This is a genomic window from Pseudomonas sp. SDT291_1_S447, from assembly GCF_054070155.1.
This window is the reverse complement of sequence record NZ_JBSVXS010000002.1, coordinates 72755-98502: the sequence shown is the minus strand read 5'-3', so window position 1 is coordinate 98502 and position 25748 is coordinate 72755. Positions and strand designations below refer to the sequence as shown.

Annotated in this window: 21 protein-coding genes; 14 read left to right on the top strand and 7 right to left on the bottom strand. The window is 58.8% G+C overall.

Features of this window, described 5'->3' with window-relative positions:
* The first annotated feature begins 372 nt into the window (after positions 1-372).
* The 10 genes from ACW9IR_RS01465 to ACW9IR_RS01420 all read left to right on the top strand — a co-directional run bounded on the left by ACW9IR_RS01465 (position 373) and on the right by ACW9IR_RS01420 (position 9783).
* Positions 373-1122, top strand: coding sequence for an electron transfer flavoprotein subunit beta/FixA family protein (locus tag ACW9IR_RS01465; RefSeq protein WP_007908338.1), 750 nt, complete (start codon positions 373-375; stop codon positions 1120-1122).
* 2 nt (positions 1123-1124) lie between these two features.
* Entirely contained in the window at positions 1125-2054 is a 930-nt protein-coding gene (locus ACW9IR_RS01460; RefSeq protein ID WP_457461319.1) for an electron transfer flavoprotein subunit alpha/FixB family protein, read from the top strand.
* An 80-nt stretch (positions 2055-2134) separates the two neighbouring features.
* Positions 2135-2956, top strand: a complete 822-nt coding sequence (locus tag ACW9IR_RS01455) for a substrate-binding periplasmic protein (RefSeq protein WP_457461317.1) — start codon at positions 2135-2137, stop codon at positions 2954-2956.
* 9 nt (positions 2957-2965) lie between these two features.
* Positions 2966-3322 carry a DUF4398 domain-containing protein gene (locus ACW9IR_RS01450; RefSeq protein WP_016985996.1) on the top strand — a complete coding sequence of 119 codons (357 nt, stop codon included), beginning with the start codon at positions 2966-2968 and terminating at the stop codon, positions 3320-3322.
* Positions 3319-4131 carry an OmpA family protein gene (locus ACW9IR_RS01445; RefSeq protein WP_095120547.1) on the top strand — a complete coding sequence of 271 codons (813 nt, stop codon included), beginning with the start codon at positions 3319-3321 and terminating at the stop codon, positions 4129-4131. Before ACW9IR_RS01450 ends, ACW9IR_RS01445 begins: the two co-directional genes overlap by 4 nt.
* Before the next feature lie 202 nt (positions 4132-4333).
* Entirely contained in the window at positions 4334-5773 is a 1440-nt protein-coding gene (locus tag ACW9IR_RS01440; RefSeq protein ID WP_016985994.1) for an aminotransferase-like domain-containing protein, read from the top strand.
* A gap of 78 nt (positions 5774-5851) precedes the next feature.
* Positions 5852-6322 carry a translation initiation factor 2 gene (locus ACW9IR_RS01435; protein WP_110720366.1) on the top strand — a complete coding sequence of 157 codons (471 nt, stop codon included), beginning with the start codon at positions 5852-5854 and terminating at the stop codon, positions 6320-6322.
* 166 nt (positions 6323-6488) lie between these two features.
* Entirely contained in the window at positions 6489-6743 is a 255-nt protein-coding gene (locus tag ACW9IR_RS01430) for a YkgJ family cysteine cluster protein (RefSeq protein WP_102899999.1), read from the top strand.
* 41 nt (positions 6744-6784) lie between these two features.
* The gene (locus ACW9IR_RS01425; protein ID WP_038364418.1) at positions 6785-7390 is read left to right on the top strand and encodes an START domain-containing protein; all 606 of its coding nucleotides are present in this window, start codon (positions 6785-6787) and stop codon (positions 7388-7390) included.
* 299 nt (positions 7391-7689) lie between these two features.
* The gene (locus tag ACW9IR_RS01420; RefSeq protein WP_457461313.1) at positions 7690-9783 is read left to right on the top strand and encodes an LTA synthase family protein; all 2094 of its coding nucleotides are present in this window, start codon (positions 7690-7692) and stop codon (positions 9781-9783) included.
* Between the two features lie 75 nt (positions 9784-9858).
* Here the strand turns inward: ACW9IR_RS01420 and ACW9IR_RS01415 are convergent, their stop codons facing one another.
* Entirely contained in the window at positions 9859-10017 is a 159-nt protein-coding gene (locus ACW9IR_RS01415; protein WP_169432680.1) for a DUF3309 family protein, read from the bottom strand.
* A gap of 301 nt (positions 10018-10318) precedes the next feature.
* Here ACW9IR_RS01415 and ACW9IR_RS01410 point away from each other — a divergent pair, with 301 nt between their 5' ends.
* From ACW9IR_RS01410 to csrA, 3 genes are all read left to right on the top strand, one after another.
* On the top strand, positions 10319-11134 hold the full coding sequence (locus ACW9IR_RS01410; protein ID WP_095120542.1) for an SDR family oxidoreductase: 816 nt from the start codon (positions 10319-10321) through the stop codon (positions 11132-11134).
* Positions 11135-11197: 63 nt separating this feature from the next.
* On the top strand, positions 11198-11530 hold the full coding sequence (locus ACW9IR_RS01405) for a YnfA family protein (RefSeq protein ID WP_008088571.1): 333 nt from the start codon (positions 11198-11200) through the stop codon (positions 11528-11530).
* Between the two features lie 135 nt (positions 11531-11665).
* Positions 11666-11851, top strand: coding sequence for a carbon storage regulator CsrA (gene csrA, locus ACW9IR_RS01400; RefSeq protein WP_095120541.1), 186 nt, complete (start codon positions 11666-11668; stop codon positions 11849-11851).
* Between the two features lie 6 nt (positions 11852-11857).
* On the opposite strand, the gene ACW9IR_RS01395 is transcribed toward csrA, so the two are convergent.
* The 5 genes from ACW9IR_RS01395 to ACW9IR_RS01375 form a co-directional block, all read right to left on the bottom strand.
* A complete protein-coding gene (locus ACW9IR_RS01395; protein WP_003192759.1) occupies positions 11858-12085 on the bottom strand; it encodes a YheU family protein in 228 nt (75 codons plus the stop codon).
* Between the two features lie 185 nt (positions 12086-12270).
* Positions 12271-13461, bottom strand: coding sequence for an osmoprotectant NAGGN system M42 family peptidase (locus ACW9IR_RS01390; RefSeq protein ID WP_077574040.1), 1191 nt, complete (start codon positions 13459-13461; stop codon positions 12271-12273).
* A gap of 175 nt (positions 13462-13636) precedes the next feature.
* Positions 13637-15385: an N-acetylglutaminylglutamine synthetase gene (gene ngg, locus ACW9IR_RS01385; protein ID WP_457461310.1), complete on the bottom strand. Its 1749-nt coding sequence runs from the start codon at positions 15383-15385 to the stop codon at positions 13637-13639.
* Positions 15386-15388: 3 nt separating this feature from the next.
* Entirely contained in the window at positions 15389-17161 is a 1773-nt protein-coding gene (locus ACW9IR_RS01380; protein ID WP_160058976.1) for an N-acetylglutaminylglutamine amidotransferase, read from the bottom strand.
* A 109-nt stretch (positions 17162-17270) separates the two neighbouring features.
* The gene (locus ACW9IR_RS01375; RefSeq protein WP_457461308.1) at positions 17271-18611 is read right to left on the bottom strand and encodes a dermonecrotic toxin domain-containing protein; all 1341 of its coding nucleotides are present in this window, start codon (positions 18609-18611) and stop codon (positions 17271-17273) included.
* 250 nt (positions 18612-18861) lie between these two features.
* Between ACW9IR_RS01375 and ACW9IR_RS01370 the strand changes: the two genes are divergently transcribed.
* Complete coding sequence (locus ACW9IR_RS01370; protein ID WP_457461306.1) at positions 18862-23697, top strand: NEL-type E3 ubiquitin ligase domain-containing protein; 4836 nt, start codon at positions 18862-18864, stop codon at positions 23695-23697.
* 3 nt (positions 23698-23700) lie between these two features.
* Here the strand turns inward: ACW9IR_RS01370 and mnmC are convergent, their stop codons facing one another.
* Positions 23701-25680, bottom strand: a complete 1980-nt coding sequence (gene mnmC / locus ACW9IR_RS01365; protein WP_457461304.1) for a bifunctional tRNA (5-methylaminomethyl-2-thiouridine)(34)-methyltransferase MnmD/FAD-dependent 5-carboxymethylaminomethyl-2-thiouridine(34) oxidoreductase MnmC — start codon at positions 25678-25680, stop codon at positions 23701-23703.
* Between the last annotated feature and the right edge of the window lie 68 nt (positions 25681-25748).

Below are 25748 nucleotides of genomic sequence, written 5' to 3'. Positions count from 1 at the left end.
CTCCAGCCCAGAGAAATCAAAGAAGCGCGGCTTATGAATGGTCATTTTGCTGTATTGACCGGAATAGGCGTTCCGGTCAAGATACGGGCGGTTTTGCGCTCGTCGTAGGCAGACTGGCGGTTTCAAGAGCACGTCTAAAGACAGGGCACAGGTGGTTGAGAGTGATGCGCAGCGCAGTCTGGCGCGCAGTTTACACAGCGTGAGGATCAATGACTTGTCGGTCACCACTGACGAACGGTCGCACCCCCTCACATCGTGGAATCATTTCGCACCCCGGTCGGCGTTTTTAGAGGTGCCCTTTTAGCCTGATGAGCATCAACCGCCAGGTTCGCCTAGGCGACTTTCTTTTCACCGGAGAGTAACGAGGAATCCATGAAGGTTCTTGTAGCTGTCAAACGCGTTGTGGATTACAACGTCAAGGTTCGCGTCAAGGCGGACAATTCCGGCGTCGATCTCGCCAACGTCAAGATGTCGATGAACCCGTTCTGCGAAATCGCAGTGGAAGAAGCCGTACGCCTGAAAGAGAAAGGCGTTGCGACTGAAATCGTCGTCGTCTCCATCGGCCCGACCACCGCTCAGGAGCAGCTGCGTACCGCACTGGCTCTGGGTGCCGACCGTGCCATCCTCGTCGAATCCGCCGAAGATCTGACTTCCCTGGCCGTTGCCAAGCTGCTGAAAGCTGTTGTCGACAAGGAACAGCCACAGCTAGTGATCCTTGGCAAACAAGCCATCGACAGCGACAACAACCAGACTGGCCAGATGCTCGCTGCACTGAGCGGCTACGGTCAGGGCACGTTCGCATCGAAAGTCGAAGTCTCTGGCGACAGCGTTGCTGTGACCCGCGAAATCGACGGCGGCGCGCAGACGGTTTCCCTGAAACTGCCGGCAATCGTAACCACCGACCTGCGTTTGAACGAGCCGCGCTATGCGTCCCTGCCAAACATCATGAAAGCCAAGAAGAAGCCTCTCGAAGTGCTGACTCCGGACGCTTTGGGCGTTTCCACCGCCTCCACCAACAAGACCCTGAAAGTCGAAGCGCCGGCTGCACGCAGCGCAGGCATCAAGGTCAAGTCGGTGGCTGAACTGGTCGAGAAACTGAAAAACGAAGCGAAGGTAATCTGATCATGACTATCTTGGTAATCGCTGAACACGACAATAAAGTGCTGGCCCCGGCCACACTGAACACCGTGGCTGCTGCTGCCAAAATCGGCGGCGACATCCACGTTCTGGTTGCCGGCCAAGGCGCTGGCGCCGTGGCTGAAGCCGCGGCGAAAATCGCTGGCGTGAGCAAAGTCCTCAACGCTGACAACGCCGCTTACGCGCATCAGCTGCCGGAAAACGTTGCTCCGCTGGTTGCAGAGCTGGGCGCTGGTTACAGCCACATCCTGGCCGCCGCCACCTCCAACGGCAAAAATATCCTGCCGCGCGTTGCTGCGCAGCTGGACGTTGACCAGATCTCCGAGATCATCTCGGTCGAAAGCGCTGATACCTTCAAGCGTCCGATCTACGCCGGTAACGCCATCGCTACCGTACAGTCGACCGCATCGATCAAAGTGATCACCGTGCGTGCCACCGGTTTCGACCCGGTTGCTGCTGAAGGTGGTTCGGCTGCTGTTGAAGCTGTTGGTGCTGCGCACGACGCTGGCACTTCGAGCTTCGTGGGTGAAGAACTGGCCAAGTCCGATCGTCCAGAACTGACCGCTGCCAAGATCGTCGTTTCCGGCGGCCGCGGCATGCAGAACGGCGACAACTTCAAACACCTGTACGCCCTGGCCGACAAGCTGGGTGCTGCCGTCGGTGCTTCGCGCGCCGCGGTCGACGCAGGTTTCGTACCCAACGACATGCAGGTCGGTCAGACCGGCAAAATCGTTGCGCCACAGCTGTACATCGCCGTCGGTATCTCCGGCGCGATCCAGCACTTGGCCGGTATGAAAGACTCCAAGGTGATCGTTGCGATCAACAAGGACGAAGAAGCGCCGATCTTCCAGGTGGCCGATTACGGTCTCGTGGCGGATCTGTTCGAAGCCGTCCCTGAGCTGGAGAAGCTGGTCTAATCCAGCGGCTTCACTTATAAAGAGCCCGACCTTTTGGTCGGGCTTTTTTTTGTCTCGGATTTGAGTGGGAGCGTGTTGCCATGGATCTGCGTTGCGGATGGTTGTTGGGATTGGCCCTGTTGCCGGGGCTGGTGATGGCCGCCGGAAAATGCGAGCGCCTTGTCGTCACCGGCAGCCCGGATGCACCGCCGTATCTGTGGCAGGACCCGCAGAATCCCAAGCAGTTGATCGGCGCCAGTGCCGACCTGTTACAGCAAGTGGCCAAGGATCTCGGCATCAAAGTCGAATTGCTCTACGCCGGCAAACGCTCGCAAGCCCTCGACGAAGTGCGCAGTGGGCGCATGGACATGCTCGCCGATGCGCCGCTGACCTTCAATGAGCTGGAAAACCTCGACTACATCCATCCGCCATTGCTGGAAAACGACTATCTGGTGTGGACACGCAAAGGCTCGACGCTGGTCTACGGCGAAGCCAAAGACCTGCACGGCCACGCGGGTGCGCTGTCGGAAAAGTCTCGAATCACCCAGGCATTCGGCACTTTCGCCGAGCAGAATCTGACCCTGATCAAGACAGCCAACCTCACCCAGGCGCTACAGAAACTGCTCCTCGGTGAAGTGGAATATGTACTTGCCGGTCGCTACTCGGGCATGGCCGCCGCGCAGGCGTTGGGCATGGCCAATGACTTGCTGGCGTTCGAGCAACCCATCGATCGCCCGGGGCTGTTCCTCGCGGTTTCGCATAACTCGGCCTGCAACGATCCGTGGTTGCGCGGACAGCTAGCCAAAAAGATGACAGAATTGCCCGCGTCCGGACTGACGGAAGCCGCGCTGCAACGCAATATCGAGCGCTGGAAGGCGCAGCAGCAACAGCCGCAACCACCTGTCAGTGCCCCAAAACAGTAGGGATTCTTAGTGAGTATTCGACCTCTTTTCGCGGCTGTGGCCGTTCTGGCTCTGGCCGGTTGCGCGACCGATCCGGCACCCAATGAGCAAATGCGCCTGACCGAACAAGCCATCACCCAGGCCAAGGCTGTTGGCGCCACCGCCGACGAAGTGCCGGAAATGAAACTGGCCGAAACCAAATACAACCGCGCCAAAGGCAACATGGCTGACGAGTCCTACCGGAATGCGCGCATGCGTTCCGAGCAGGCGGAACTGGATGCGCGTCTGGCCGAAGCCAAAGTGCTGACCCAAAAAAGTGAAGAGCAGGTGAATGTTCTCAATACCCGCATCGTCCGACTGCGCAAGCAACTGGGAGATGCCCAATGAGCTTCAAGTCGAAAGTTCTCGGCGGTCTGATTCTCGCCGGTTGCGCCAGCCTTTACGGCTGTGCCGGGCAACACAGCGAGTCTGCTCTGCAAGAAGCCAGCGCTGACTTCCAGAAGGTCAAGGAAGACTCCAACGTGCTGCGCATCGCGCCGAAAGACGTGATCCGTGCCGGTGAGTCGCTGGCCCGTGCCGATCGCCTGTCGACCTATTGGGGCAGCGGTTCCGACGTGGTGCATTACGCCTACCTGAGCCAGCGCTACAGCGAAATCGCCCGCGAGCACACCAATCAGGTGCTCAACGAAGAGCGCGCCGCCAAGCTCGAACTGGAACGTCAGCGTCTGCAACTGGCCCTGCGTGAGTCGAAATTGCTGAGCGTACAGCAGCAGGGCAAATGGCTGGAAGAACAGATCGTCGCACTGGCCACCACACAGACTGATCGCGGTTTGGTGATGACCCTCGGCGACGTGCTGTTCGACACCGGTGAAGCAGAGCTGAAAAACTCGGCCAACCGTGTGGTGCTGAAGATTGTGCAGTTCCTGCAACTGAACCCGAAACGCGTGGTGCGCATCGAGGGCTACACCGACAGCACCGGCGGCAAACAGGAAAACCTCAAACTGTCCCGTGACCGCGCACAATCGGTGGCGGACGTGCTGATGGACCTGGGCATCGACGACAAACGCATTCAGGTCGAAGGCTACGGCGACGAATACCCGGTGGACGCCAACGCTTCCGAGCGTGGGCGCGCACAGAACCGTCGGGTTGAAATCGTCTTCTCCGACGAAAAAGGCCAGCTCGGCGCCGCCCGTTAAGGGTTGCGTCTCTGGAAAGCCCGGGCTGTCATGCAGTGCCGGGCTTTTTTACGTCTGTCGAATGGCCCACAAATCAGTACAGTCAGGGGCAGACACCGCACTGTATGGTCGAGTAATGTGGCAACTGTCCCAGTACACTTCTAAACTGTTCCGGTATTGTTTCACACAAGAATAAAATGCCCGTGAAATCGAGTGCTGCGTCATGACCAATCTCTTGCTCTACCAACGTATTGCTCAGCAACTGGCCGAAGACATCCGCCGTGGTGTCTATCAACCGGGGGAGCGCGTGCCTTCGGTGCGCAAGATGAGTTCGCAGCTCAACGTCAGCCATGCGACGGTGTTGCAGGCTTACGCCAATCTCGAAGATCAGGGCTTGATTCGGGCGCGCCCGCAATCCGGTTATTACGTGCACCAGACACCTGCGCTGACTGCGCCGACGCCGGACATTGCCCGAGTCGAGCGTCCCGGTCTGGTCACTCGCAGCAGCATTATTCAACAGGTTCTGGTCGAGTCGCGCCGTGAAGGCGTGTTCCCGCTCGGTGCCGCCGTGCCGAGTGTCGATTACTTGCCGGTGCGCGCACTGCATCAGCAACTGGCCAAGGTCACCCGTTTCCATAGCCCACGCGCCTTCAGCTACATGTTCAGCCCCGGTTTTGAACCGCTGCGCCGGCAGGTGGCGATCCGCATGCGCGATGCTGGCGTGGTGGTCGATCCGTCAGAAGTGGTGATTACCCACGGTTGCGTCGATGCCCTGCAGATGTCGTTGCGTGTGCTGACCCGTCCGGGCGATCTGATCGCCGCCGAATCGCCAACCTATTACGGTCTGCTGCAACTGGCTGACCTGCTCGGCCTGAAAGTCATCGAGATTCCCAGCGATCCGGCCACCGGCATGAGCCTCGAAGCCCTGCAACTGGCGGCCAACCAATGGTCGATCAAAGCGCTGGTGCTGACCACGCGCCTGAGCAATCCGCTGGGCGGCACCATGCCCGAAGAACGACAGAAACAGTTGCTGCGCCTGGCCTCGGACTTCGATATCCAGATCGTCGAAGATGATATCTATGGCGAACTGATGTTCGAGCAAGGCAAAACCAAAGCGCTCAAGGCTTATGACCGGCTGGATCGGGTGATCTACTGTTCGAGTTTTTCCAAAACCTTGTCACCCGGTGTGCGCATCGGCTGGATGATCGCCGGCAAGTATCAGCAGGAAATCCAGCGCTTGCAGACCTTCAGCACCCACTCGGCGTGCAGCGTGACGCAGATGGCGATTGCCGCTTATCTGGAAAACGGTGGTTATGACCGGCATTTACGGTACATCCGCCAGGAATACCGGAAAAACCTCAGCGCCTTCCAGTTGGCGGTGCAGCAGTACTTCCCCGAAGGCACGCAAATGACCCGGCCCACGGGCGGTTTCATCCTTTGGGTGAGTCTGCCGGGCAGGGTCAATACACAAGAATTGCATGTGCGTGCGTTGCAGCAGGGCATCAGCATTGCCCCGGGGCTGATCTTCAGTAACACCGAGCAGTTCAACCACTGTATCCGCCTGAATTGCGGGATTCCGTGGAACCGCGAGGCGGAGCGGGCGTTGATGACTCTGGGTCTGTTGGCGACGCAACTGTGTCAGGAAACCGCTGGCGGATTCTGAACGAGCGGTGGGTGATGCTTGTCTTGTGGCGTTCAACAAGCGAGCATATGGCCCTCTGCCGTTAGCGTCGTTGGGTTCATGAAAGCGATTTTTCCTGCTGCTTGGGTGTTGCTGGGTTTGCTGATGATCGGTCATGCGCCTGGCGTCGTGGCCGCTGCAGTTCAGGAAAAACCGGCTGCGACGAGTCCCGCTAAAAAAGCCACGGCTGCGCAGAAGGCAGCTCCCGCGAAGAAACCTCAGCAAAAAGTCATCAAGAAGCGCAAGCCAGTCGCCTCGAAATCGAAACCCGCCAGTGAAGTGGTAAAAACCAAGTTGCCGTCGGCCAAACTCGATTTGAGCCTGCCCAAGGACATGGTCGAGGAATTGAAACCCCAAGGCACGGTTGAAATGCCCAAGCGCGAGCCGATCCTGCCGCAGATGTTTGGCGAGAAAAACAACGGATTCCAGCTCAACGGCCGCTTGCTCAGCAACGAAATGCAGTTGCAACTGCGCAACGAAGAGCGTCGCGAAGTCGAAGGTGCGGCGCTGGATTTTGAATTCAAGCAGTAAACCCGGCCCATCGGTGACCCGCGGACCAGACGCTTTGTCGGAGACTGGTCAGTCACATTGAGTTATCGCTAAAAACCCCGGTTCCGGGAATTTGAAACAGCCGTTTTAGCGGTTACTCTGTTCCCCGTCCTTTTTACACATCGCCCGTCGCGAGGAAACGTTCGTCATGAAATGCCGTGAAGGCTGTGGCGCCTGCTGCATTGCCCCCTCCATCAGTTCGCCGATTCCCGGCATGCCTGATGGCAAACCTGCCGGCGAACGTTGTGTGCAGCTCTCGGTCGAAAACCTGTGCAGCATTTTCGGCCGTCCGGAGCGCCCGGCAGTCTGCTCCGGCTTCGCGGCGGATGTCGAAGTCTGTGGTAGCAGCTCGGAAGAAGCGATCAAACTGATCGGCTGGTGGGAGCAGATGACGGCGGCGTGATGTGTCAAACGAACGGAACTTCAACAATAAGGAATAAGACTATGGGTTCGCTGCATCGTATCGCTGTGTTGTGTGGTTTGACCGCTGTGCTGGCCACGTCCGTCGCTCAGGCTGAAGACTGGAAAGTCGCCAAGAACGAGGACGGCATCAAGGTGTCCCTGAGTGAAGTGCCGGGTTCGGACTACAAGTCCTATCAGGGCGTTGCGCTGATGAAAACCACCGTTGCCAAACTGCGCGCACTGCAGGAAGACGTCTCCGGCGCGTGCGCCTGGATTCACGAGTGCAAGACCCAGAAACTGCTCAAGCACGAAGGCGACAAGAGCTGGACCTATAGCCAGTTCAATACGCCTTGGCCGGTAACTCCGCGTGACTCGGTGATCGAAGTCACCACCGTCGAAGGCGCCGACGGCAGCCTGACCCGCAACCTCAAAGGTCTGCCGACGTACGTTCCTGAAGAAAAAGGCTTTGTCCGCGTGCAGCAGGTCAAAGGCTTCTGGAAGTTCGTACCGAAGGGCGACCAGGTTGAAGTGACCTATCAAGTGCACACCGAGCCAGGCGGCAGCGTGCCGGCGATGGTTGCCAACAAGTTTGTCGTCGATGCGCCGTTCAATACCTTGAAAGCTCTGAAAGAACGCGCCGAGAAGTAAAGTCGCGTGTACAGGCAAACGCCCCGATCGATTCGGGGCGTTTTGTTTTGTATCTATATTGTGTTTCCAGATATGCGTTGCACGAAATTTTCACAAAGTGTTCCCGACAATTCGCCCGCGCTGTTTGCCCGCTGCTGCAAATGAAAGTGTCTGGCGGCGGGGCAGTAATCAATGGCAATGGTGCGGGTGATCGTGCAACATTTGCGCACTGCGCAAGCCCCGGGGTCGGGAATGACCAATAGAGGGCATGGCGCCGCTGTATTTTTGCAACTTCAACTTCCAATGGGTCCTAAAACGACATGGCAAACCCGGACGCCCTGAATCAGCAGCGATCTTCTGCTCGCCTGCTGCAACCGACCGTCAAATCGCATCTGGCCTACACGCTGCTGTGTGCACTGGTCATGATGGTGATGTTTTCCGTGCTGCGCCTCGCGCTGCTGGTCTACAACCGCGAGATGATCCTCGATACCCCGGCTTCGACCTTCCTCGAAGCCTTCGCCAATGGCCTGCGTTTCGACCTGCGCCTGGTGGTTTACCTGTGCATTCCGCTGGTGCTGGCACTGTTCAGTGCGCGCGCCATGGCTGCGCGCGGTTTCTTCCGTCTGTGGCTGACGGTCGCGTCGAGCATTGCGCTGTTCCTCGGCCTGATGGAGATGGACTTCTACCGTGAGTTCCACCAGCGCCTCAATGGTCTGGTGTTCCAGTACGTGAAAGAAGACCCGAAAACCGTGATGAGCATGCTCTGGTACGGTTTTCCGGTAGTTCGCTACTTGCTGGCGTGGGCAATTGGCACCGTCATCCTGACGCTGGCGTTCAAAGGCGCCGACCGTGCCACCCGTCCGCGCGGGCCTTTCAGCGGCGGCAGCGTCAGCAGCCGTCAGGTCGCGCCGTGGTACACCCGTCTGGCGGTGTTCGTGGTCTGCCTGCTGATCTGCGTGGTCGCCGCTCGCGGCACTCTGCGTCAGGGCCCGCCAATGCGTTGGGGTGACGTCTACACCACCGATTCCAACTTCGCCAACCAGCTCGGCCTCAACGCCACGCTGTCGCTGATCGAGGCCGCCAAGTCGCGCATGGGCGAAGATCGCGACAACATCTGGAAAGCCACGTTGCCGCAGGAGCAAGCGCAGAAAGTCGTGCGTGACATGCTGCTGATGCCTGACGACAAACTGGTCGATGCCGATATTGCCGCCGTGCGCCGTGATTACACGCCGCCGGCCGACAAGACCCTGCCGATCAAGAACGTCGTGGTGATCCTGATGGAAAGCATGGCCGGTCACTCGGTCGGTGCATTGGGCGCGCCAGGCAACATCACGCCATACCTGGACAAACTGTCGAAGGAAGGCCTGCTGTTCGACCGCTTCTTCTCCAACGGTACGCACACCCACCAGGGCATGTTCGCGACCATGGCCTGCTTCCCCAACCTGCCAGGTTTCGAATACCTGATGCAGACCCCGGAAGGCAGCCACAAGCTGTCCGGTCTGCCGCAGGTGCTCAGCGCCCGTGACTACGACGACGTGTACGTCTACAACGGCGACTTCGCCTGGGACAACCAGTCGGGCTTCTTCAGCAACCAGGGCATGACCAACTTCGTTGGCCGTAACGACTTCGTCAACCCGGTGTTCTCCGATCCGACCTGGGGCGTGTCCGACCAGGACATGTTCGACCGTGGCCTGCAGGAGCTGAAAGCACGCGAGAACGGCAAACCGTTCTACGCGCTGCTGCAAACCCTGTCCAACCACACGCCATACGCCTTGCCGACGCCATTGCCGGTCGAGCGCGTAACCGATCGCGGCTCGCTCAACGAGCACCTGACCGCCATGCGCTACTCCGACTGGGCACTGGGTCAGTTCTTCGAGAAGGCGCGCAAAGAGCCGTACTTCAAGGAAACCCTGTTCGTCATCGTCGGCGACCACGGTTTCGGCAACGAGCGCCAGATTACCGAAATGGACCTGGGCCGCTTCAACGTGCCGATGCTGATGATTGCGCCGGGCATTCAGGAGAAGTTCGGTACCCGTGACCACACTGTCGGCACGCAGATCGACATCGTGCCGACCATCATGGGCCGTCTCGGTGGCGAAGTGCGTCATCAGTGCTGGGGCCGTGACTTGCTCAACCTGCCGGAAGGCGACACCGGTTTCGGTGTGATCAAGCCATCGGGCAGTGAGCAGACCACCGCCATCGTCACGGCCGACCAGATTCTGGTGTTGCCGAGAGACAAAGACATGGGGCCGAAGATGTGGCAGTACCAGCTAGGTGCCAACCCGCACGCCGAAGTCATTCCAAATGCACCGCGCACCGCCGAGTTGAAGCTCAAACTCGAAGCGTTCCTGCAAACGGCGACCAAAAGCCTGATGGATAACACCGCTGGCGTGATTCACGGCAAGCCGGATTGATCGCTTGCCGAGAATAAAATCCGCGCAATAAAAAAGAGGCCCTGAACAGGGCCTCTTTTTTTTGCGCTTGAATCGTTATATCCGACCGAGTAACAGCAGGACCAACAGCACCACCAACACCACGCCGATAATGCCCGATGGACCGTAACCCCAACTTCTGGAGTGCGGGAAGACCGGCAGACCACCGATCAGCAACAGGATCAGGATAATGATTAGAATTGTGCCCATGTCGATTTCCTTGTTGATAGTGTTCGAGAAGTCTTGGTATTCCAGGGCGACTGGAGACTAAGTAATTCCAGACGGCTTACAAATTCCGACCGGTGCGCGTGAAAGAAAATTCAATGTTTTTTTAATGTATTTGGATCGCAGACTTATTTCCTTTTTTCCTCTCGTCTAGTTCAGAACTCAGACCATTTCCGGGAATCCAACGCGCCACGGTTTGCCCTCACCATTCAGCACTCTGATGGAGCGTGGGCGCGCGCCGATCCTTCGCTACACTCGGCGCATCTTCCCCGGAACAACAAGGCTGTGTGCTATGCAAAATCGCATGATGATCACTGGTGCGGGCTCGGGCCTGGGTCGCGAAATCGCGCTGCGCTGGGCGCGTGAAGGCTGGCAACTGGCCTTGTCCGATGTCAGCGAACCCGGCCTGCAGGAAACCCTGAAAATGGTCCGCGAAGCGGGCGGTGACGGTTTCACTCAGCGCTGCGATGTGCGTGATTACAGCCAGCTCACCGCATTCGCCCAAGCCTGCGAAGAGAAGCTCGGTGGCATCGACATCATCGTCAACAACGCCGGTGTTGCGTCGGGCGGTTTCTTCAGCGAGCTGTCGCTGGAAGACTGGGACTGGCAGATCGCGATCAACCTGATGGGCGTGGTCAAGGGCTGCAAAGCGTTTCTGCCGCTGCTTGAGCAAAGCAAAGGCAAAATCATCAACATCGCCTCCATGGCCGCACTGATGCAAGGCCCGGCGATGAGTAATTACAACGTGGCCAAGGCTGGCGTGGTGGCGCTTTCGGAAAGTCTGTTGATTGAACTGGCGCAACAGGAAGTCGGCGTGCATGTGGTCTGTCCGTCATTCTTCCAGACCAATCTGCTCGACTCTTTCCGTGGCCCGACGCCGGCGATGAAAGCGCAGGTCGGCAAGTTGCTGGAAAGTTCGCCGATCACCGCGGCGGATATCGCCGACTACATTTATCAGCAAGTAGCGGCCGGCGAATTCATGATCCTGCCCCACGAACAAGGCCGCATGGCCTGGGCAATCAAGCAGAAGAACCCGCAACTGCTCTACAACGAAATGACTTCCATGGCGGAAAAAATGCGCGCCAAAGCCAAACAGAACAACGGCTGACCTTGCCCGTTGCAGACGGCGTCGTTAGGGTGGCCGCAATGGTCACCCTGTCGAGACGCGTCAATGCTCAATTACTTGTGGTTTTTCCTCGCGGCGCTGTTTGAAATCGCCGGTTGTTTCGCCTTCTTCATGTGGCTGCGTCAGGGTAAAAGTGCGTTGTGGGTGATTCCTGCGCTGCTCAGTCTGACCTTGTTCGCACTGTTGTTGACCCGCGTTGAAGCCAACTACGCCGGACGTGCCTATGCCGCATATGGCGGGATCTACATCGTTGCGTCGATTGGCTGGCTGATGGTAGTCGAGCGGGTGCGCCCATTGGGATCTGACTGGATCGGCGTGGCGTTGTGCGTGATCGGCGCCAGCGTGATTCTGTTCGGCCCGCGCTTTTCTGCGGCCTGACGGCTATTTGTCGGAAACGTCTGACGGCTCGATGCGAGTATGGGTGTAAGGCAAAACTGATTTGTTCGCCGTGCATTGTAGAGCTGCCGCAAGCCGCGCATCTTCAGGGTTCGCTAACCCTGAAGGACGAATCTCATGCTTGTACTCAGCCGTGTCGTTGGTGAGTTGATTTCAATCGGTGACGACATCACCTTGCGCGTTCTGTCAGTGAACGGTTCCAGCGTGCGTTTTGGCGTCGAGGCGCCACAGAAGGTCAACGTGCACCGCGCCGAGGTCTATGACCGGATCAAGCGCAAGCAGGCCACCGAAAAGCTCCGCTGAGGATTTTCAGTCGAACAGATGCTTGGGCACATCGTGCTTGAGCATCAACTGGCACTGCTCGCTTTCCGGGTCGAAGACGATCAGCGCCTGGCCTTTGGTCAATGCCTGACGCACGCGCAGTACGCGGGTTTCCAGCGGCGTGTCATCGCCATTGTCGGTGCCGTCGCGGGTGACGAAATCTTCGATGAGGCGGGTGAGGGTGTCGACTTCAAGAGCGTCGTAAGGAATGAGCATGGGCACCTCGGCTGAATCAATGGCGGGATGCTACGGCGATTGCTGGTTGCCTGCCAGTTTTGTGTTGCTTGATCTGGCCCCTTCGCGAGCAGGTCGAATCGTCGCACCGTCGCTCCCACACTTGGAAATGGGTTCCCTGTGGGAGCGAGCCTGCTCGCGAAGGCGATGGTTCTGCCAACAAAGATTTAACTGTCGGATCGCTGCCCCACCAGACTGTCCACCGACGGCACCCGCGTATCGCTCTCCATCTGCGTGTCATGTTCAATCTGATGACTGAAGCGATCGAGCGAGGCATTCGCCGGCGCTGCATCACTGGCAAATACCGGCGGACTCAAGATGTAAGCCCCCAGCAAGCGACTGAGTGCCGCCAGGCTGTCGATGTGCGTACGCTCATAACCATGGGTCGCATCACAACCAAAAGCCAGCAGGGCCGTGCGGATATCGTGGCCCGCCGTCACCGCTGAATGCGCATCGCTGAAGTAATAGCGGAACAGGTCACGGCGCACCGGCAGTTCATTTTCACCGGCCAGACGCAGCAAATGTCGCGACAAGTGATAGTCGTAAGGGCCGCCGGAATCCTGCATCGCCACACTCACCGCGTGTTCGCTGGAATGCTGCCCCGGTGCGACCGGCGCGATGTCGATGCCGACAAATTCACTGACGTCCCAAGGCAATGCCGCCGCCGCGCCGCTGCCGGTTTCCTCGGTGATGGTGAACAGCGGGTGGCAGTCGATCATCAGTTCCTGACCACTGTCGACGATGGCTTTAAGTGCCGCGAGCAGTGCCGCAACCCCGGCCTTGTCATCGAGGTGACGGGCGCTGATGTGGCCGCTTTCGGTGAACTCCGGCAGCGGGTCGAACGCGACCACGTCGCCGATGCTGATACCCAGGGAATCGCAATCGGCCTTGGTCGCGCAATAGGCGTCCAGGCGCAGTTCGACGTGGTCCCAACTGATCGGCATTTCATCGACGGCAGTGTTGAACGCGTGCCCGGAGGCCATTAGCGGCAAGACACTGCCGCGAATCACGCCGTTGTCGGTAAACAGGCTGACGCGGCTGCCCTCGGCGAAACGGCTCGACCAGCAGCCGACCGGGGCGAGGGTCAGGCGCCCGTTGTCCTTGATCGCACGAACGGCGGCGCCGATGGTATCCAGGTGCGCGGAAACGGCGCGGTCGGGGCTGTTTTTCTTGCCTTTGAGTGTGGCGCGAATGGTCCCGCGCCGGGTCATTTCGAACGGGATGCCGAGTTCTTCCAGACGCTCGGCGACGTAGCGCACGATGGTGTCGGTGAACCCGGTAGGGCTGGGAATGGCGAGCATTTCCAGCAGGACTTTTTGCAGGTAGTTGAGATCCGGTTCGGGGATTTGCGTGGTCATGGAAACTCCTGATGGGTTGAGCACACCGATGGTTTCGATGAGGAAATATGGGTGGTGGATTTAAGGGCCTCTTCGCGAGCAGGTCGAATCGTCGCACCGTCGCTCCCACAGGGGAATGCATTCCAAATGTGGGAGCGAGCTTGCTCGCGAAGGCGTCAGCCCAGACAAAGCGGATTCAAGAAACAACCGGCTGACTATGCGGAAACAACAAGTCGACAAACCGCTCCGCCGTCGGCTGCGGTTCATGATTGGCCAACCCGGCGCGTTCGTTGGCCTCGATAAACACGTACTCAGGCTGATCCGCCGCCGGCACCATCAAGTCGAGGCCGACCATTGGAATATCCAGCGCCCGCGCCGCCCTTACCGCGGCATCGACCAACGTCGGGTGCAGAATCGCTGTGACATCTTCCAGCGTGCCGCCAGTGTGCAAATTCGCCGTACGGCGCACAAACAGATGCTCGCCGGCTGGCAGAATGCTGCTGTAGTCATAACCCGCCGCATGCAAAGTGCGCTGGGTTTCGTGATCCAGTGGAATCTTGCTTTCGCCGCTGGTGGCCGCTTGCCGCCGACGGCTCTGCGCCTCGATCAATGCGCCTACCGAATGCTGACCATCGCCGACTACTTCTGCCGGTTTGCGAATCGCCGCCGCGACCACTTCAAAGCCAATCACCAGAATCCGCAGATCGAGGCCTTCGTGGAAGCTTTCGAGCAGCACGCGGCTATCAAATTGCTTCGCCGTTTCGATGGCCTGCTGCACCTCTTCGATGCTCTGCAAATCCACGGCCACGCCTTGGCCTTGTTCGCCGTCGAGCGGTTTCACCACCACCCGTTGATGTTCATCGAGAAAGGCCAGATTGTCGTCGGCATTTCCGGCCAGTTGCTGCGACGGCAGATTCAAACCGGCGCCTTTCAGCACCTTGTGCGTCAGGCTTTTGTCCTGGCACAGGCTCATGCTGATCGCGCTGGTCAGGTCGCTCAGCGATTCTCGGCAACGCACGCGACGGCCACCATGGCTGAGGGTGAACAGCCCTGCGTCGGCATCGTCGACCTGCACGTCGATACCGCGCCGATGGGCTTCTTCAACGATGATCCGCGCATACGGATTGAACTGTGCCTCCGGGCCGGGGCCGAGAAACAGCGGCTGATTGATGCCGTTCTTGCGCTTGATGGCAAAGGTCGACAGGTTGCGGAAACCGAGCTTGGCGTAAAGGTTTTTCGCCTGGCGGTTGTCGTGCAACACCGACAGATCCAGATAGCTCAAGCCGCGACTCATGAAGTGCTCGATCAAGTGCCGCACCAGCACTTCGCCAACCCCCGGCCGCGAGCATTGCGGATCAACCGCGAGGCACCACAGGCTGCTGCCGTTTTCCGGGTCGTTGAAAGCCTTGTGATGATTCAGACCCATGACGCTGCCGATCACTGCGCCGCTGTCTTCGTCCTCGGCCAGCCAGTACACCGGGCCGCCCTGATGATGCGGAGTCAGCCGCGTGGCATCGATCGGCAACATGCCGCGTGCCTGATACAACAGATTGATCGCCTGCCAGTCCGCCTCACTCTGTGCACGGCGGATACGAAAACCACGAAACACTCGGGTGGCCTGCCGGTAATCGCTGAACCACAGGCGCAAGGTGTCGGATGGGTCAAGGAACAATTGCGTCGGCTCCAGACCGAGAATCTGCTGCGGCGCAGCGACGTACAATGCGATGTCGCGCTCACCGGGTTGCTCTTTCAGCAACTCTTGAGCCAGCGATGCCGGATCGGGAAAGGTGTGGCCGATCAGCAACCGGCCCCAGCCGCAATGCAGCGCAATCGGGTCGGCGGCCAGCGTGCTGCCGTCTTCGGCCAGACGTGCCTGCAAGCGTTCATAGGACGGTGTCTGACCGCGTAGCAGCCGTTGGTTGATGGCCGTGGCGTGGGGTTTCATCGATCAGATTCCTTGTTCACTGAGCCACAGATTCAGAGCTGCCAGTTGCCACAGCTTCGAACCGCGCAACGGCGTCAACTGGCCTTGCGGATCGGTCAGCAATTTGTCGAGCATGGCCGGGTTGAACAGGCCGCGATCCTGACTCGGATCAAGCAGCAGTTCGCGCACCCAGTTCAGCGTATCGCCCTGCAAATGCTTGAGGCCCGGGACCGGGAAATAGCCTTTTTTGCGGTCGATCACTTCACTCGGGATGACCCGGCGCGCGGCTTCTTTGAGCACTTGTTTGCCGCCATCGGGCAGCTTGAATTGGCCCGGCACACGCGCCGAGAGCTCAACCAGTCGATAGTCGAGAAACGGCGTACGCGCCTCAAGTCCCCAGGCCATGGTCATGTTGTCGACGCGTTTGACCGGGTCGTCGACCAGCATCACCGTGCTGTCCAGACGCAGCGCTTTGTCGACGGCAGCATCAGCGCCGGGTTGGGCGAAATGTTCCTTGACGAAGTCGCCGGCAGCGTCATGCGCAGTCAGCCATTGCGGCTGCACGGTGGCGGCGTAGTCGTCGTAGCTGCGGTCGAAAAACGCGTTGCGATAGGCCGCGTAAGGATCGGCCGCGCCGTCGACTTGCGGGTACCAGTGATAACCGGCGAACAGCTCATCAGCGCCCTGGCCGCTCTGCACAACCTTGCAGTGTTTGGCCACTTCACGGGAAAGCAGATAGAAAGCGATGCAGTCATGGCTGACCATCGGTTCGCTCATCGCACGGAATGCGGCGGGCAGTTGCTCGATGATCTCTTTCTCGTCGATGCGCAACTGATGGTGCTGCGTGCCGTAGTGTTTGGCGATCAGATCGGAATACTGAAACTCGTCACCGCGCTCACCGCCGGCATCCTGGAAACCGATGGAGAAGGTCGACAGGTTCTCCACGCCGACTTCACGCAACAGGCCGACGAGCATGCTCGAATCGACGCCGCCGGAGAGCAGCACGCCGACATCCACCGCCGCACGTTGACGAATCGCCACCGCTTCGCGGGTGCTGTCGAGGACGCGGTCGACCCAGTCTTCCAGCTTCAGGTTTTTCTCGTCTTCGTGCGGGCCGTAGGGCAGGGTCCACCAGGTTTTCTGCTCGGTGCGGCCATCGGCTTCAACGCGCATCCAGGTCGCCGGTGGCAGTTTTTCGATGCCGGCCAGCAGGGTGCGCGGCGCCGGGACCACGGCATGGAAATTCAGGTAATGATTGAGCGCCACCGGATCAAGGATCGGGTTGATGTCGCCGCCCTTGAGCAGCGCCGGCAATGCCGAAGCAAAGCGCAGGCGTTGGCCGGTGCGCGACAGGTACAACGGCTTCACGCCGAGACGGTCGCGGGCAATGAACAGGCGTTGCGCGTCGCGTTCCCAAATGGCAAAGGCGAACATGCCGTTGAGTTTCGGCAGCAGCGCTTCGCCCCAGGCGTGGTAGCCCTTGAGCAGCACCTCGGTGTCGCCACCGGAATAGAACGCGTAGCCCAGCGCTTCGAGTTCGGCACGCAGTTCCGGGAAGTTGTAGATCGCGCCGTTGAAGGCCAGCGACAGGCCGAGTTGGCTGTCGATCATCGGCTGCGCCGAGCCATCCGACAGGTCCATGATTTTCAGGCGACGATGACCCAGGGCAATCGGCCCTTGGGCATGGAAGCCCCACGCGTCGGGGCCGCGAGGGGCCAGGTGATGGGTGATTCTCTCGATCGCTGCAAGGTCTGCAGGTTGTTGATCAAAACGTAACTCGCCAGCTAATCCGCACATAAAGTCCTTACCGGTTTTTCCGTTGGGGAGGGGTCAAACGCTACCTCGCCAAAATGGCGGGTACTCAGAAACTGACCCGCCTCGGGAAATGGAGTTTTAGAACGATAAGTTATAAGGCTGCCGTTGGCTCAACATCACCGGCCAAGGATGACTTTTCCTTGAGATCCAACAGTTGATGGATCGCATGCAACTTTTCAGCGGACGTCCAGCCTTCTACGCCGGTAAACACTTCGCTTATAAGCGCATCCGTTGCGCAGGTGCGCAGACGCTTGCTGAAATCGTCAGTCAGTGATTCGCAGAGCATTCGGCGTTGTTGAAGCTCAGTGGGCTCTCGCCGCTGTTGATGGTTTGAGCTGCTGATGTCCGCTACGGGAACGGCGCACTGCCTGGCATCGGCGAGAAATGTATCCAGATGCCGACTGGCGATGTATTCGAACAACCGCTGCTTTAACGGGTGAAACGTAATGTCGTCAATAAACGAGATGGAAGACAAGTGACTTGTCAGAAACCCATTCTGATCTGTTTTGGGCAGTCGTGAGGCGAACAGTTTGCGCAATGAGGATTGCCCGAGCAGCTTGGCCGCCAGGGTGATTTTGCAGTTGTCTTCGTCAGGGTTGAGGTAAAAACCGGGGCCCGTATCATTAGGTACATATAGCAGGTAGCGGTCCTGGGTTGATTGATCTGTCAGGCGACAGGTAATTAAAACCGCGTCTACAAGATACTTGTCAAACAGTTGTACCGAATACAACTGGAGGGGTGCATTGTTAAAATTATCCCCGTTGGCAATATCTGCCGATCCGCGGCTCAGGTTTTTCAGCATGAACCACAGGGATTGATGGATGTCATTGCTGAAGTATTTGCTATAGGCCGCCAACTTCATGTTGAGTTTTGCCAGGCGCAGAGCATTCAATTTGACTGAAGACACGTTGAAAGTTCGCGATATGTAGTTTTGATACTGCACTCCAAGATCAAGCATGCGGCTCAATGCAGCGAATTGGCGGGCGCCAATCCTGGTGTTCGTGGAGCCCTCGGTTGGTATGTCTTGAGCGTCAGTGAGTGTCTCGCTATCGTCGGAAAAATAATGCGCTGCTGTTTCGATGTCGGTGAAGTTCAACATTGCAGCGTCGAGCAAGGTGTAGAGAGGCATCGCCTTGCTCGCGGAATGCCGGGGCTGGAGTCTGATCAAGTCCTGGGGATTGAGCTGACTGTTGTATTTATTTTGCAATGCCTCCTGAAGTCGTTGCCTGCAGAAGTCGTCTGGGGTTTTAAGCGGGGCTAACAAGTTGTCGAAAAAAACCTGGTAGGGATGTGCCTGTTCAAGAGTTTCTCGATGCTCGGTGATTTTCCTTTTATCTGCATTTACCAGTTTTTCCGACAGGTAATGTTCAATTGTTTTTGCAGTGTGCAGGTGTTTGATATTGACGGGTGTATCCGTTGCCGATGGGAGCATGTCAGTAAACTCGTTCCTTGAATTGAACTTCCATGGTAGGCGCAAGTGTTGCTCAGGAATAACGCCATTATTCAATGGTTTGCCGGTCGGGTTTAGCAGTATTTTGAATGCTGGATATAAATGGATACCGCACTGTCAACGGCGAAATATGCCGGTTTTGATACTGGCGAAAAATATCAGTTAAAAGTGTTTTATTTGACTTTGTATTGGTACGGTTAAACCTCAAACCTGCAATAAAGGACTATTGCCGATGATCACTACACAGAAAAAATCCGTATCGCCGGCGCTGACTCAGAACGGGATTCTCAGCGCCTTGCTCGAAGCCACCGGCGATCTGGACAGCGCCGAGGCATTGCAAAAGAGCCTGCCTGACATGCTGCTCAAGAGTTCGGCCGCCACCTTGGTTGCGCTCGATCAAACCGCGCGAGACTTGCACATCTCTCAACTGCAGGTCGACAAGGACCTGCTGCGGCTCACGCCTTTGAACACGTTCTGCAAAACCGAGTTGACCCGTGCGCTGAGCAGCAAGTGGTCAGCGGTATTCGACGTCGAGAAAGACCTGTTGAGTCTGCCGGGCCCCGATTGCGGTTGCCCGCCGACTTCCACCGATGGCGAGGCGATTGAAACGGTTCCGCATGCCACCCAGACGTTATTGCAAGCGGCGATGCAGAACTTCAGTGAGGACGAGGAAGCTGACGACTATCCCGTCGGCAGCCTTGTGCGCGTGGCCAGTAGGCCGTCAGGCGTGCCTGGGTTGACCCCGGCGTCGTTCGCCAGGTTCTGTCGCGAACTGGATCTGGGAAAGCGCTATCAGGAACATTTCCAGGCAGTGTTCGGCCTCAAGGACAGCGCCGGTGAAGTCGTAGCGACCAGCGCGATGACCCGCGACATTGCGACGATGAAAAAACACCTGCTGCAACTGGACATGCATCTGGCCGGGCTCAGGCAACACATCACACCGGCAGGTGTGCAGACGATCCAAAGCCTGATTGCCGCTGATGGCGTGGTGTCAGCGAAAATCCTGCAATACCAGCAACGCCCGTTGATCATGCAAGGCGTCGAGATACTCGACAGCTGTATCTGGGGCGTGGTGGTGTTTTCCGCCCGCTCGTTCGAGTTGTATCCGGATCAATGGTGCCTGGTGTACATGGCCAACGAGCCCGAAAGGCCCTTGTACGAATACCCGAGCTTTACCGCGTTCAAGCAGTACCTCACGCAGCAATTGAAGGTGAAAAGCTACAAGGACTATTTCGCCAACAGCATCGACGAAGATGACAAGGCGGACTTCTTCAAGACCTTCGCCGATACGGCGGATCTGGGGCACATCAGGCAGTTGCCGATCACCGTGCCACTGTTCGAATTCATGGTGCAGAGCCACGTCGGCAAACTGCAACTCGACGCCCGCAAACTCGCGGTGCCGACTGCTGACATCGATGAAGACGTGCGCCAGAAACGCCTGCTCGATTTTCTTCAGATGGGTGTGACGATTGCCTCGGTGGCCGGGTTTTTTGTGCCGGTCGTGGGGCAATTGATGATGGGCGTCGCGGTCGGACAACTGTTGGCGGAGGTATACGAGGGTGTCGAGGACTGGCGTCGCGGCGACCACCAGCAGGCGTTTTCACACCTGTTGAGCGTGGCGGAAAATATTGCCTTGATGGCGGCTTTTGGCGCCGGACAGAAGGTGGTAGGGACGCTTGGCCGCAAACTGGTCCTTGGTCATCCGGAGTTTTTCGGGCAGTTCAGTGCTGTCACCAATGCGCTTGGCAAACCGCGGTTGTGGAAGCCTGATCTTACGAGCTATGAGCATCGGCTGCCTGTGGGGTTTACGGTCGCCGCTGACTCCGAAGAGTTATACGAGATCAGCGGCAGCATCGTCGGTCGCGTCGATCATCGAATCGTTTCCGGGGCCATCGATACGCAGACCCATCGCTGGCGCCTGGCCCATCCCCAGCGCTTGCAAGCCTATGTCCCCGAGCTTGAGCGACATGTCGAGGGCGGCTGGCGATTTGCCGCTGAAGATCCTGCACAGTGGAACAGCGCGGCCTATACCCTCAAGCGCATGGACCCGCATCTGAGTGAATTCGTCGACAGCGATATCGACATTGTGCGCCGACTGAGTGGTGTCACCCACGATGAGTTGTACCGCGCCTTTAGCGACAATCTGGCGCTGCCGGTGCGGCTGCGCGACAGCGTGGAGCGGCTGCGCATCGGACGCCGGCTGCGCCAACTTATCCGTGAGTTGGAAAAAGGTGAAACGCATTCTGGCCAGCCGTTGCAGGAACAACTGCACGGTCTGCCGAAACTGCCGGGCTGGCCGACTGATCGTTATATTGAGGTCATCGATGACGACGCCAACGTCACGGCCAGGTATCCGGCCACCCGCATTGCCGATGACACCCTCAGCGTGGTTGTCAGCCAGGACCAGTTGGATAGCGGTCAATTACTTCAAACGGTGATCGATGGCCTCTATCAGAAAGAAGTCGATACGTTGCTGGGGACCAGGCCCAATGCCGACAGCGAAAGGCAGGCGCTGGCGAGAAATCTGGGTGCGACTTTGAAAGCGGATCGTCGTTCGGTTTTCGAGCGGATGTATCAACGTTATGACCAGAGCGATACTGACGAGGTGAAGAAGTTGCGCAGCGTCTTTGCAGACATCCCTGCGCGCTATGCCCAGCGTTTGATCGATCAGGCGCCGAGTGTCGAGCGCATCCATTTGCGCTCGACCGGGCGGGTGCCTTTGCGCCTCGCACAGAAAGTCCGCAACGCCACTGCCCAGGTGCGTCTTGATCGTGCGCTGAGCGGGCTGCACATGCCGCAGGTCGCCAATGCCGACAGCGAAAAACTGACTATCGGGTTACTACAGGGATTGAGTGGCTGGGACGCCGGACTGCGTCTTGTGCTGCGTGACAAGACGCTGACCGGGCCAGTGCTGGAGGCCATCGGCAGTGAGTCGGCGACACCGTTGAACACGTGCACGCTGGTCAAGTCCGGTGGCGGTTATGCAGTGTTCGCCGGCGACGGTAAATCCCTCGGTCGCGTGGCCGCGGGTCCCGACGACCTCTATGCCGCCATCCTCAAGGCACTCCCGCCGCGCCAGCGTAACGCTGCCGGTTTTGCCGATCCGGTCAGCGCTGACAGTGCGCGGCTGCGTAAACAACTGCTGCAGGTTGCGCTGGATGATCGTGAGGCCAGTGCCCGTCTATTGACCGATGGCAAATTTGCGGCGCCGGCCGCCGAAGTCGCGTGTATTCAAGCTGATCATGCATCGACCGCGACCGCTCATCCGCGGGCGCTACTGGGCAAGGTGAGAAAACTCTATCCGCGCTTTTCCGAGGCCCAGGCCAGCGAATTTATCGATGGGTTGGGCACCGACGCGCTGACCCGCGCGATCCGGGTAAAAGCGTTGCGCCGTGAGCGCGAGCAACTGCGCGACGTACTGGACGTCTGGAGTGAGGATCGAGTCGCGATGAAGGCGCTCGGTGGCGATGTGCGAGAAGTACGGCAAAGTCGCAAGTCGACGGCTGAGCAGATAGAGGATGGGTTCCGACGACTTTTCACGGTGAACGATGCAAGTGGCAAATCCGTCTACGCGCTGAATCTTGACGGGATGCGTGTGGGAAAATTGCCGACTTTGCCTTCAGGGCTGAACTTCGACCATGTAAAGCATTTGTCGCTGAAGAACATGGACCAGGATGACGATCTTGTTTATTTCCTCAAGTCATTCAAGCAAGTCGAGTCTCTGGAACTCGACAGCAACAAACTCACCCGCTTGCCCGAGGTATTGTCGCACCTGCCCCATCTGTCCCGGTTGAGCCTCGCGGGCAACCAGATCAAGCTGACCGAACACACCCTGGCGAAGTTGGGCAACTTGCGCACGCTGCAACTCTTGAATCTGAACGGTAATCCGTTGGGGGCGACCCTGGACGTGAGCAAGATGCTGGATCTGTGCACGCTGTCCCTGCGCGAGACACAGGCTACCGAATTGCCCAAAGGCCTGGCGCGATTGCCCGTTCTGGACTGGGTGGATCTGCGTGATAACAACATCAGGGATTTGCCGGACTGGTTGTTCAAAACCTCCAGAGGTTTTAGCCGCGCCGTCAACTTGCGAGGTAATCCCTTGTCGCTGGCAAGCAGCACGCACCTGGCCGATTATCGAAACAACGTCGGCATCGGTATGGGCTATCTGGAAAATGATATCGCCCGTCTCGACGAACAGAAGGCGCGTGCGCTGTGGTTCAAGGAAGGCGCCGGCGCGGAGTGGGGGCGGCGAAATCGCATCTGGACAGCCTTCAAGGATGAACCCAAGGCTGAGGGTTTGTTCCAGTTGTTGTCCGAACTCGGCAACACGGCGGATTCGGAGAAGGTCAGTCACGACATGCACCGACGGGTGTGGGCAGTGCTCGAGGCCGCCGAGTCCGATGCGGTCTTGTGCGAGCAAGTGCTGAACCAGGCGGCCAACCCGATAAACTGTACAGATTCGGCGGCGCTCAACTTCAGCCATCTCGAGGTCGCGGTGGAAGTCGACAAGCTGACCAACCTTGCGGGTGGCCGCATTATCACGGCCAGACCTTTGCTCCAGCTCGGTCGGGGCCTGTTCAGGCTGGACAAGCTGAACCAGATCGCTCAAGACCACGTGCGCAAGAACCCGACCGTCGATCCACTGGAAGTCAACCTCGCTTTTCGCATCGGTCTTGCCGATCAGCTTGACCTGCCGGGGCAACCGCGCAACATGCGATTTTCGGTCCTGGCCAAAGTGAGCCAGGCGGATCTGGAGCGGGCAAGGAACATGGTCGACACCGCTGAGCTGTCATCCGAATGGCTGAGATTCATGCTGCGTCAACCGTTCTGGTGCGATTACCTCAAGCGCACGTTCCCCCGCCAATTCGCCAGCATCAATGAAATCTTCCCGGATCGGATGAATGCAGCATACGAACAAGCGCAGAGCCTGACCTCGGCCGATTTTCGCAGCCAGGTCGAGGCAATCGGACTCGAACGGGAGCAGGCAGAGGAAGCGGTGCTCGAGCGCCTGACCGGGGACGCGTTACGCCTGATGGATCTGGGCATCTGTGCGATGCCCGATGCGTAAGGCTTACCGGCCGCGTATCAACTGACGCAACGCAAAACGGTTGGGGTGGCAGGCCTCGGCCACGCTTCTGGGCAGGGGCAACGGTTCATCGTTCAGCCACGCGGCGAGCAATTCGCCGGACAGCGGCGCGGTGATCAGACCGCGCGAGCCGTGACCGCTGTTGACGTATAAACCGTCGAGCCAGGGGCAGGCGATGTCCGGCACTTGCCGGGCATCCTTGCTCAGTACCGCGTATGCCTGGATGAAAGCGCTGCGGTCGGCCAGCGGACCGACGATCGGCAGGTAGTCCGGGCTGGTGCAGCGGAACGCGGCGCGCCCCTGAAGGTTGTCGACATCCTGCTCGCTGATGGTCAGGCGTGCGACCAGATCAGCGGAGATCTCTGCAAGCATTGCCAGATTGCCCTGGTGTTCGGCGGTGGTCGGGGTGAGGTCGTCACTATTGAAGTCGAAACTGGCACCGAGGGTGTGTTCGCCCAATCGTGCAGGAGCGACGTAGCCTTCAGCGCAGACGACTGTGGCCAATACCTGACTCTGTTCGGTCTGCGCCAAACGGGTGATCTGCCCACGAATGCGCTTGAGTGGCAGCTCGGCGCTTTGCGCAAAACGCTTGATCTCGGCAGCACCGGCCAACACGACTACGGGGGCACTGGCGAGTAGGCATTCGCCGTCGAAGGCTTGCCACTGATCATCGACCTTGCGTATTTCCAGCACGTCGCGATGACTGAGCAGTTCGATGTTTGGCTGCGCCGCTTGCGCCTGACAGAGCGCGGGCGGATGCACCCAGCCACCTTCGGGGTAGAACAAGCCGCCATGCTCCAGACCAACACCGGCGCGGGCCTGCGCCGCGGGCTGATCAAGCCATTGCAACAGATCTTCCGGGAAGGCTTGCGCCAATTGCGCGTGGCGCTCGGCTTCCTTGGCATTGAATGCCAGTTGCAGCACGCCGCAGTCGTCCCAGTCGGTGCCGCGTTGCAGGGTTTCCAGCAGGCGTCGGGTGTAACCGAAACCGCTGACAATCAGTTGTGACAACGCCGTGCCGTGGGCGGACAGTTTCAGGTACAGCACGCCCTGGGGATTGCCCGAGGCTTCTTGCGCCACGGCTGCATGGCGTTCGAGCAACGTCACTTGCCAGCCGCGAGCCGCCAGACTCGACGCCGTGGCACATCCGGCCAGACCAGCGCCGATCACCAGCGCACGACGCTCAGCGGCGATCGGCGCAGGGCGAGCAAACCACGGCTTGTCCGGCGCTGGCGGCGCAACCTCCTGCGGCCAGCCAAGAAACTCGCCACGCAGAATTTCCCACTTGTGGCCGATGCCCGGCGTGCGCTTCATTTTGAACCCGGCAGCGTTGAGCAAACGTCGTACCCAACCGGTGCTGGTGAAAGTGCTGATGGTCGAGCCGGGCGCTGCCAGTCGCGCCAGTTCGACAAACAGTTCGGCAGTCCACATGTCGGGGTTTTTCGCCGGGGCGAAACCGTCGAGAAACCACGCGTCGATCTGCGCATCGAGCTGCGGCAGTTGCTCCAGTGCATCGCCGATCAACAGCGTCAGCGTCACGCGGCCGTTGGCCAGAGTGATGCGCTGAAAACCGGCATGGATCGCCACGTAATGGCGCAGCAACTGATCGGCCAGCGGCTTGAGTTCCGGCCACAAGGCCAAGGCCCGCTGCAAGTCTGCCGGGCTCAGCGGATATTTTTCGACGCTGACGAAATGCAGCCGCGCACCGGCGATGGCGTGTTGCTCGAACAACTGCCAGGCACAGAGAAAATTCAGCCCGGTGCCGAAGCCGGTTTCACCAATAACCAAACGACCGCTTGCCGGCAACGCGGCAAAACGCTCGGCCAGACGGTTTTGTTCGAGGAACACATAACGGGTTTCATCCAGACCTGATTTGTCGGAAAAATACACGTCATCGAACACCCGCGAACGCGGGCGTCCCTGGTCATCCCAGTCGAGTTGGGCGTGGGGCAATACGGCTTTCATGGCAGGCTCGGCAACGACAAGGCGGCCATTCTAGCCGATCGCGCAGGCGTTGCTTGATCCATGGCAAG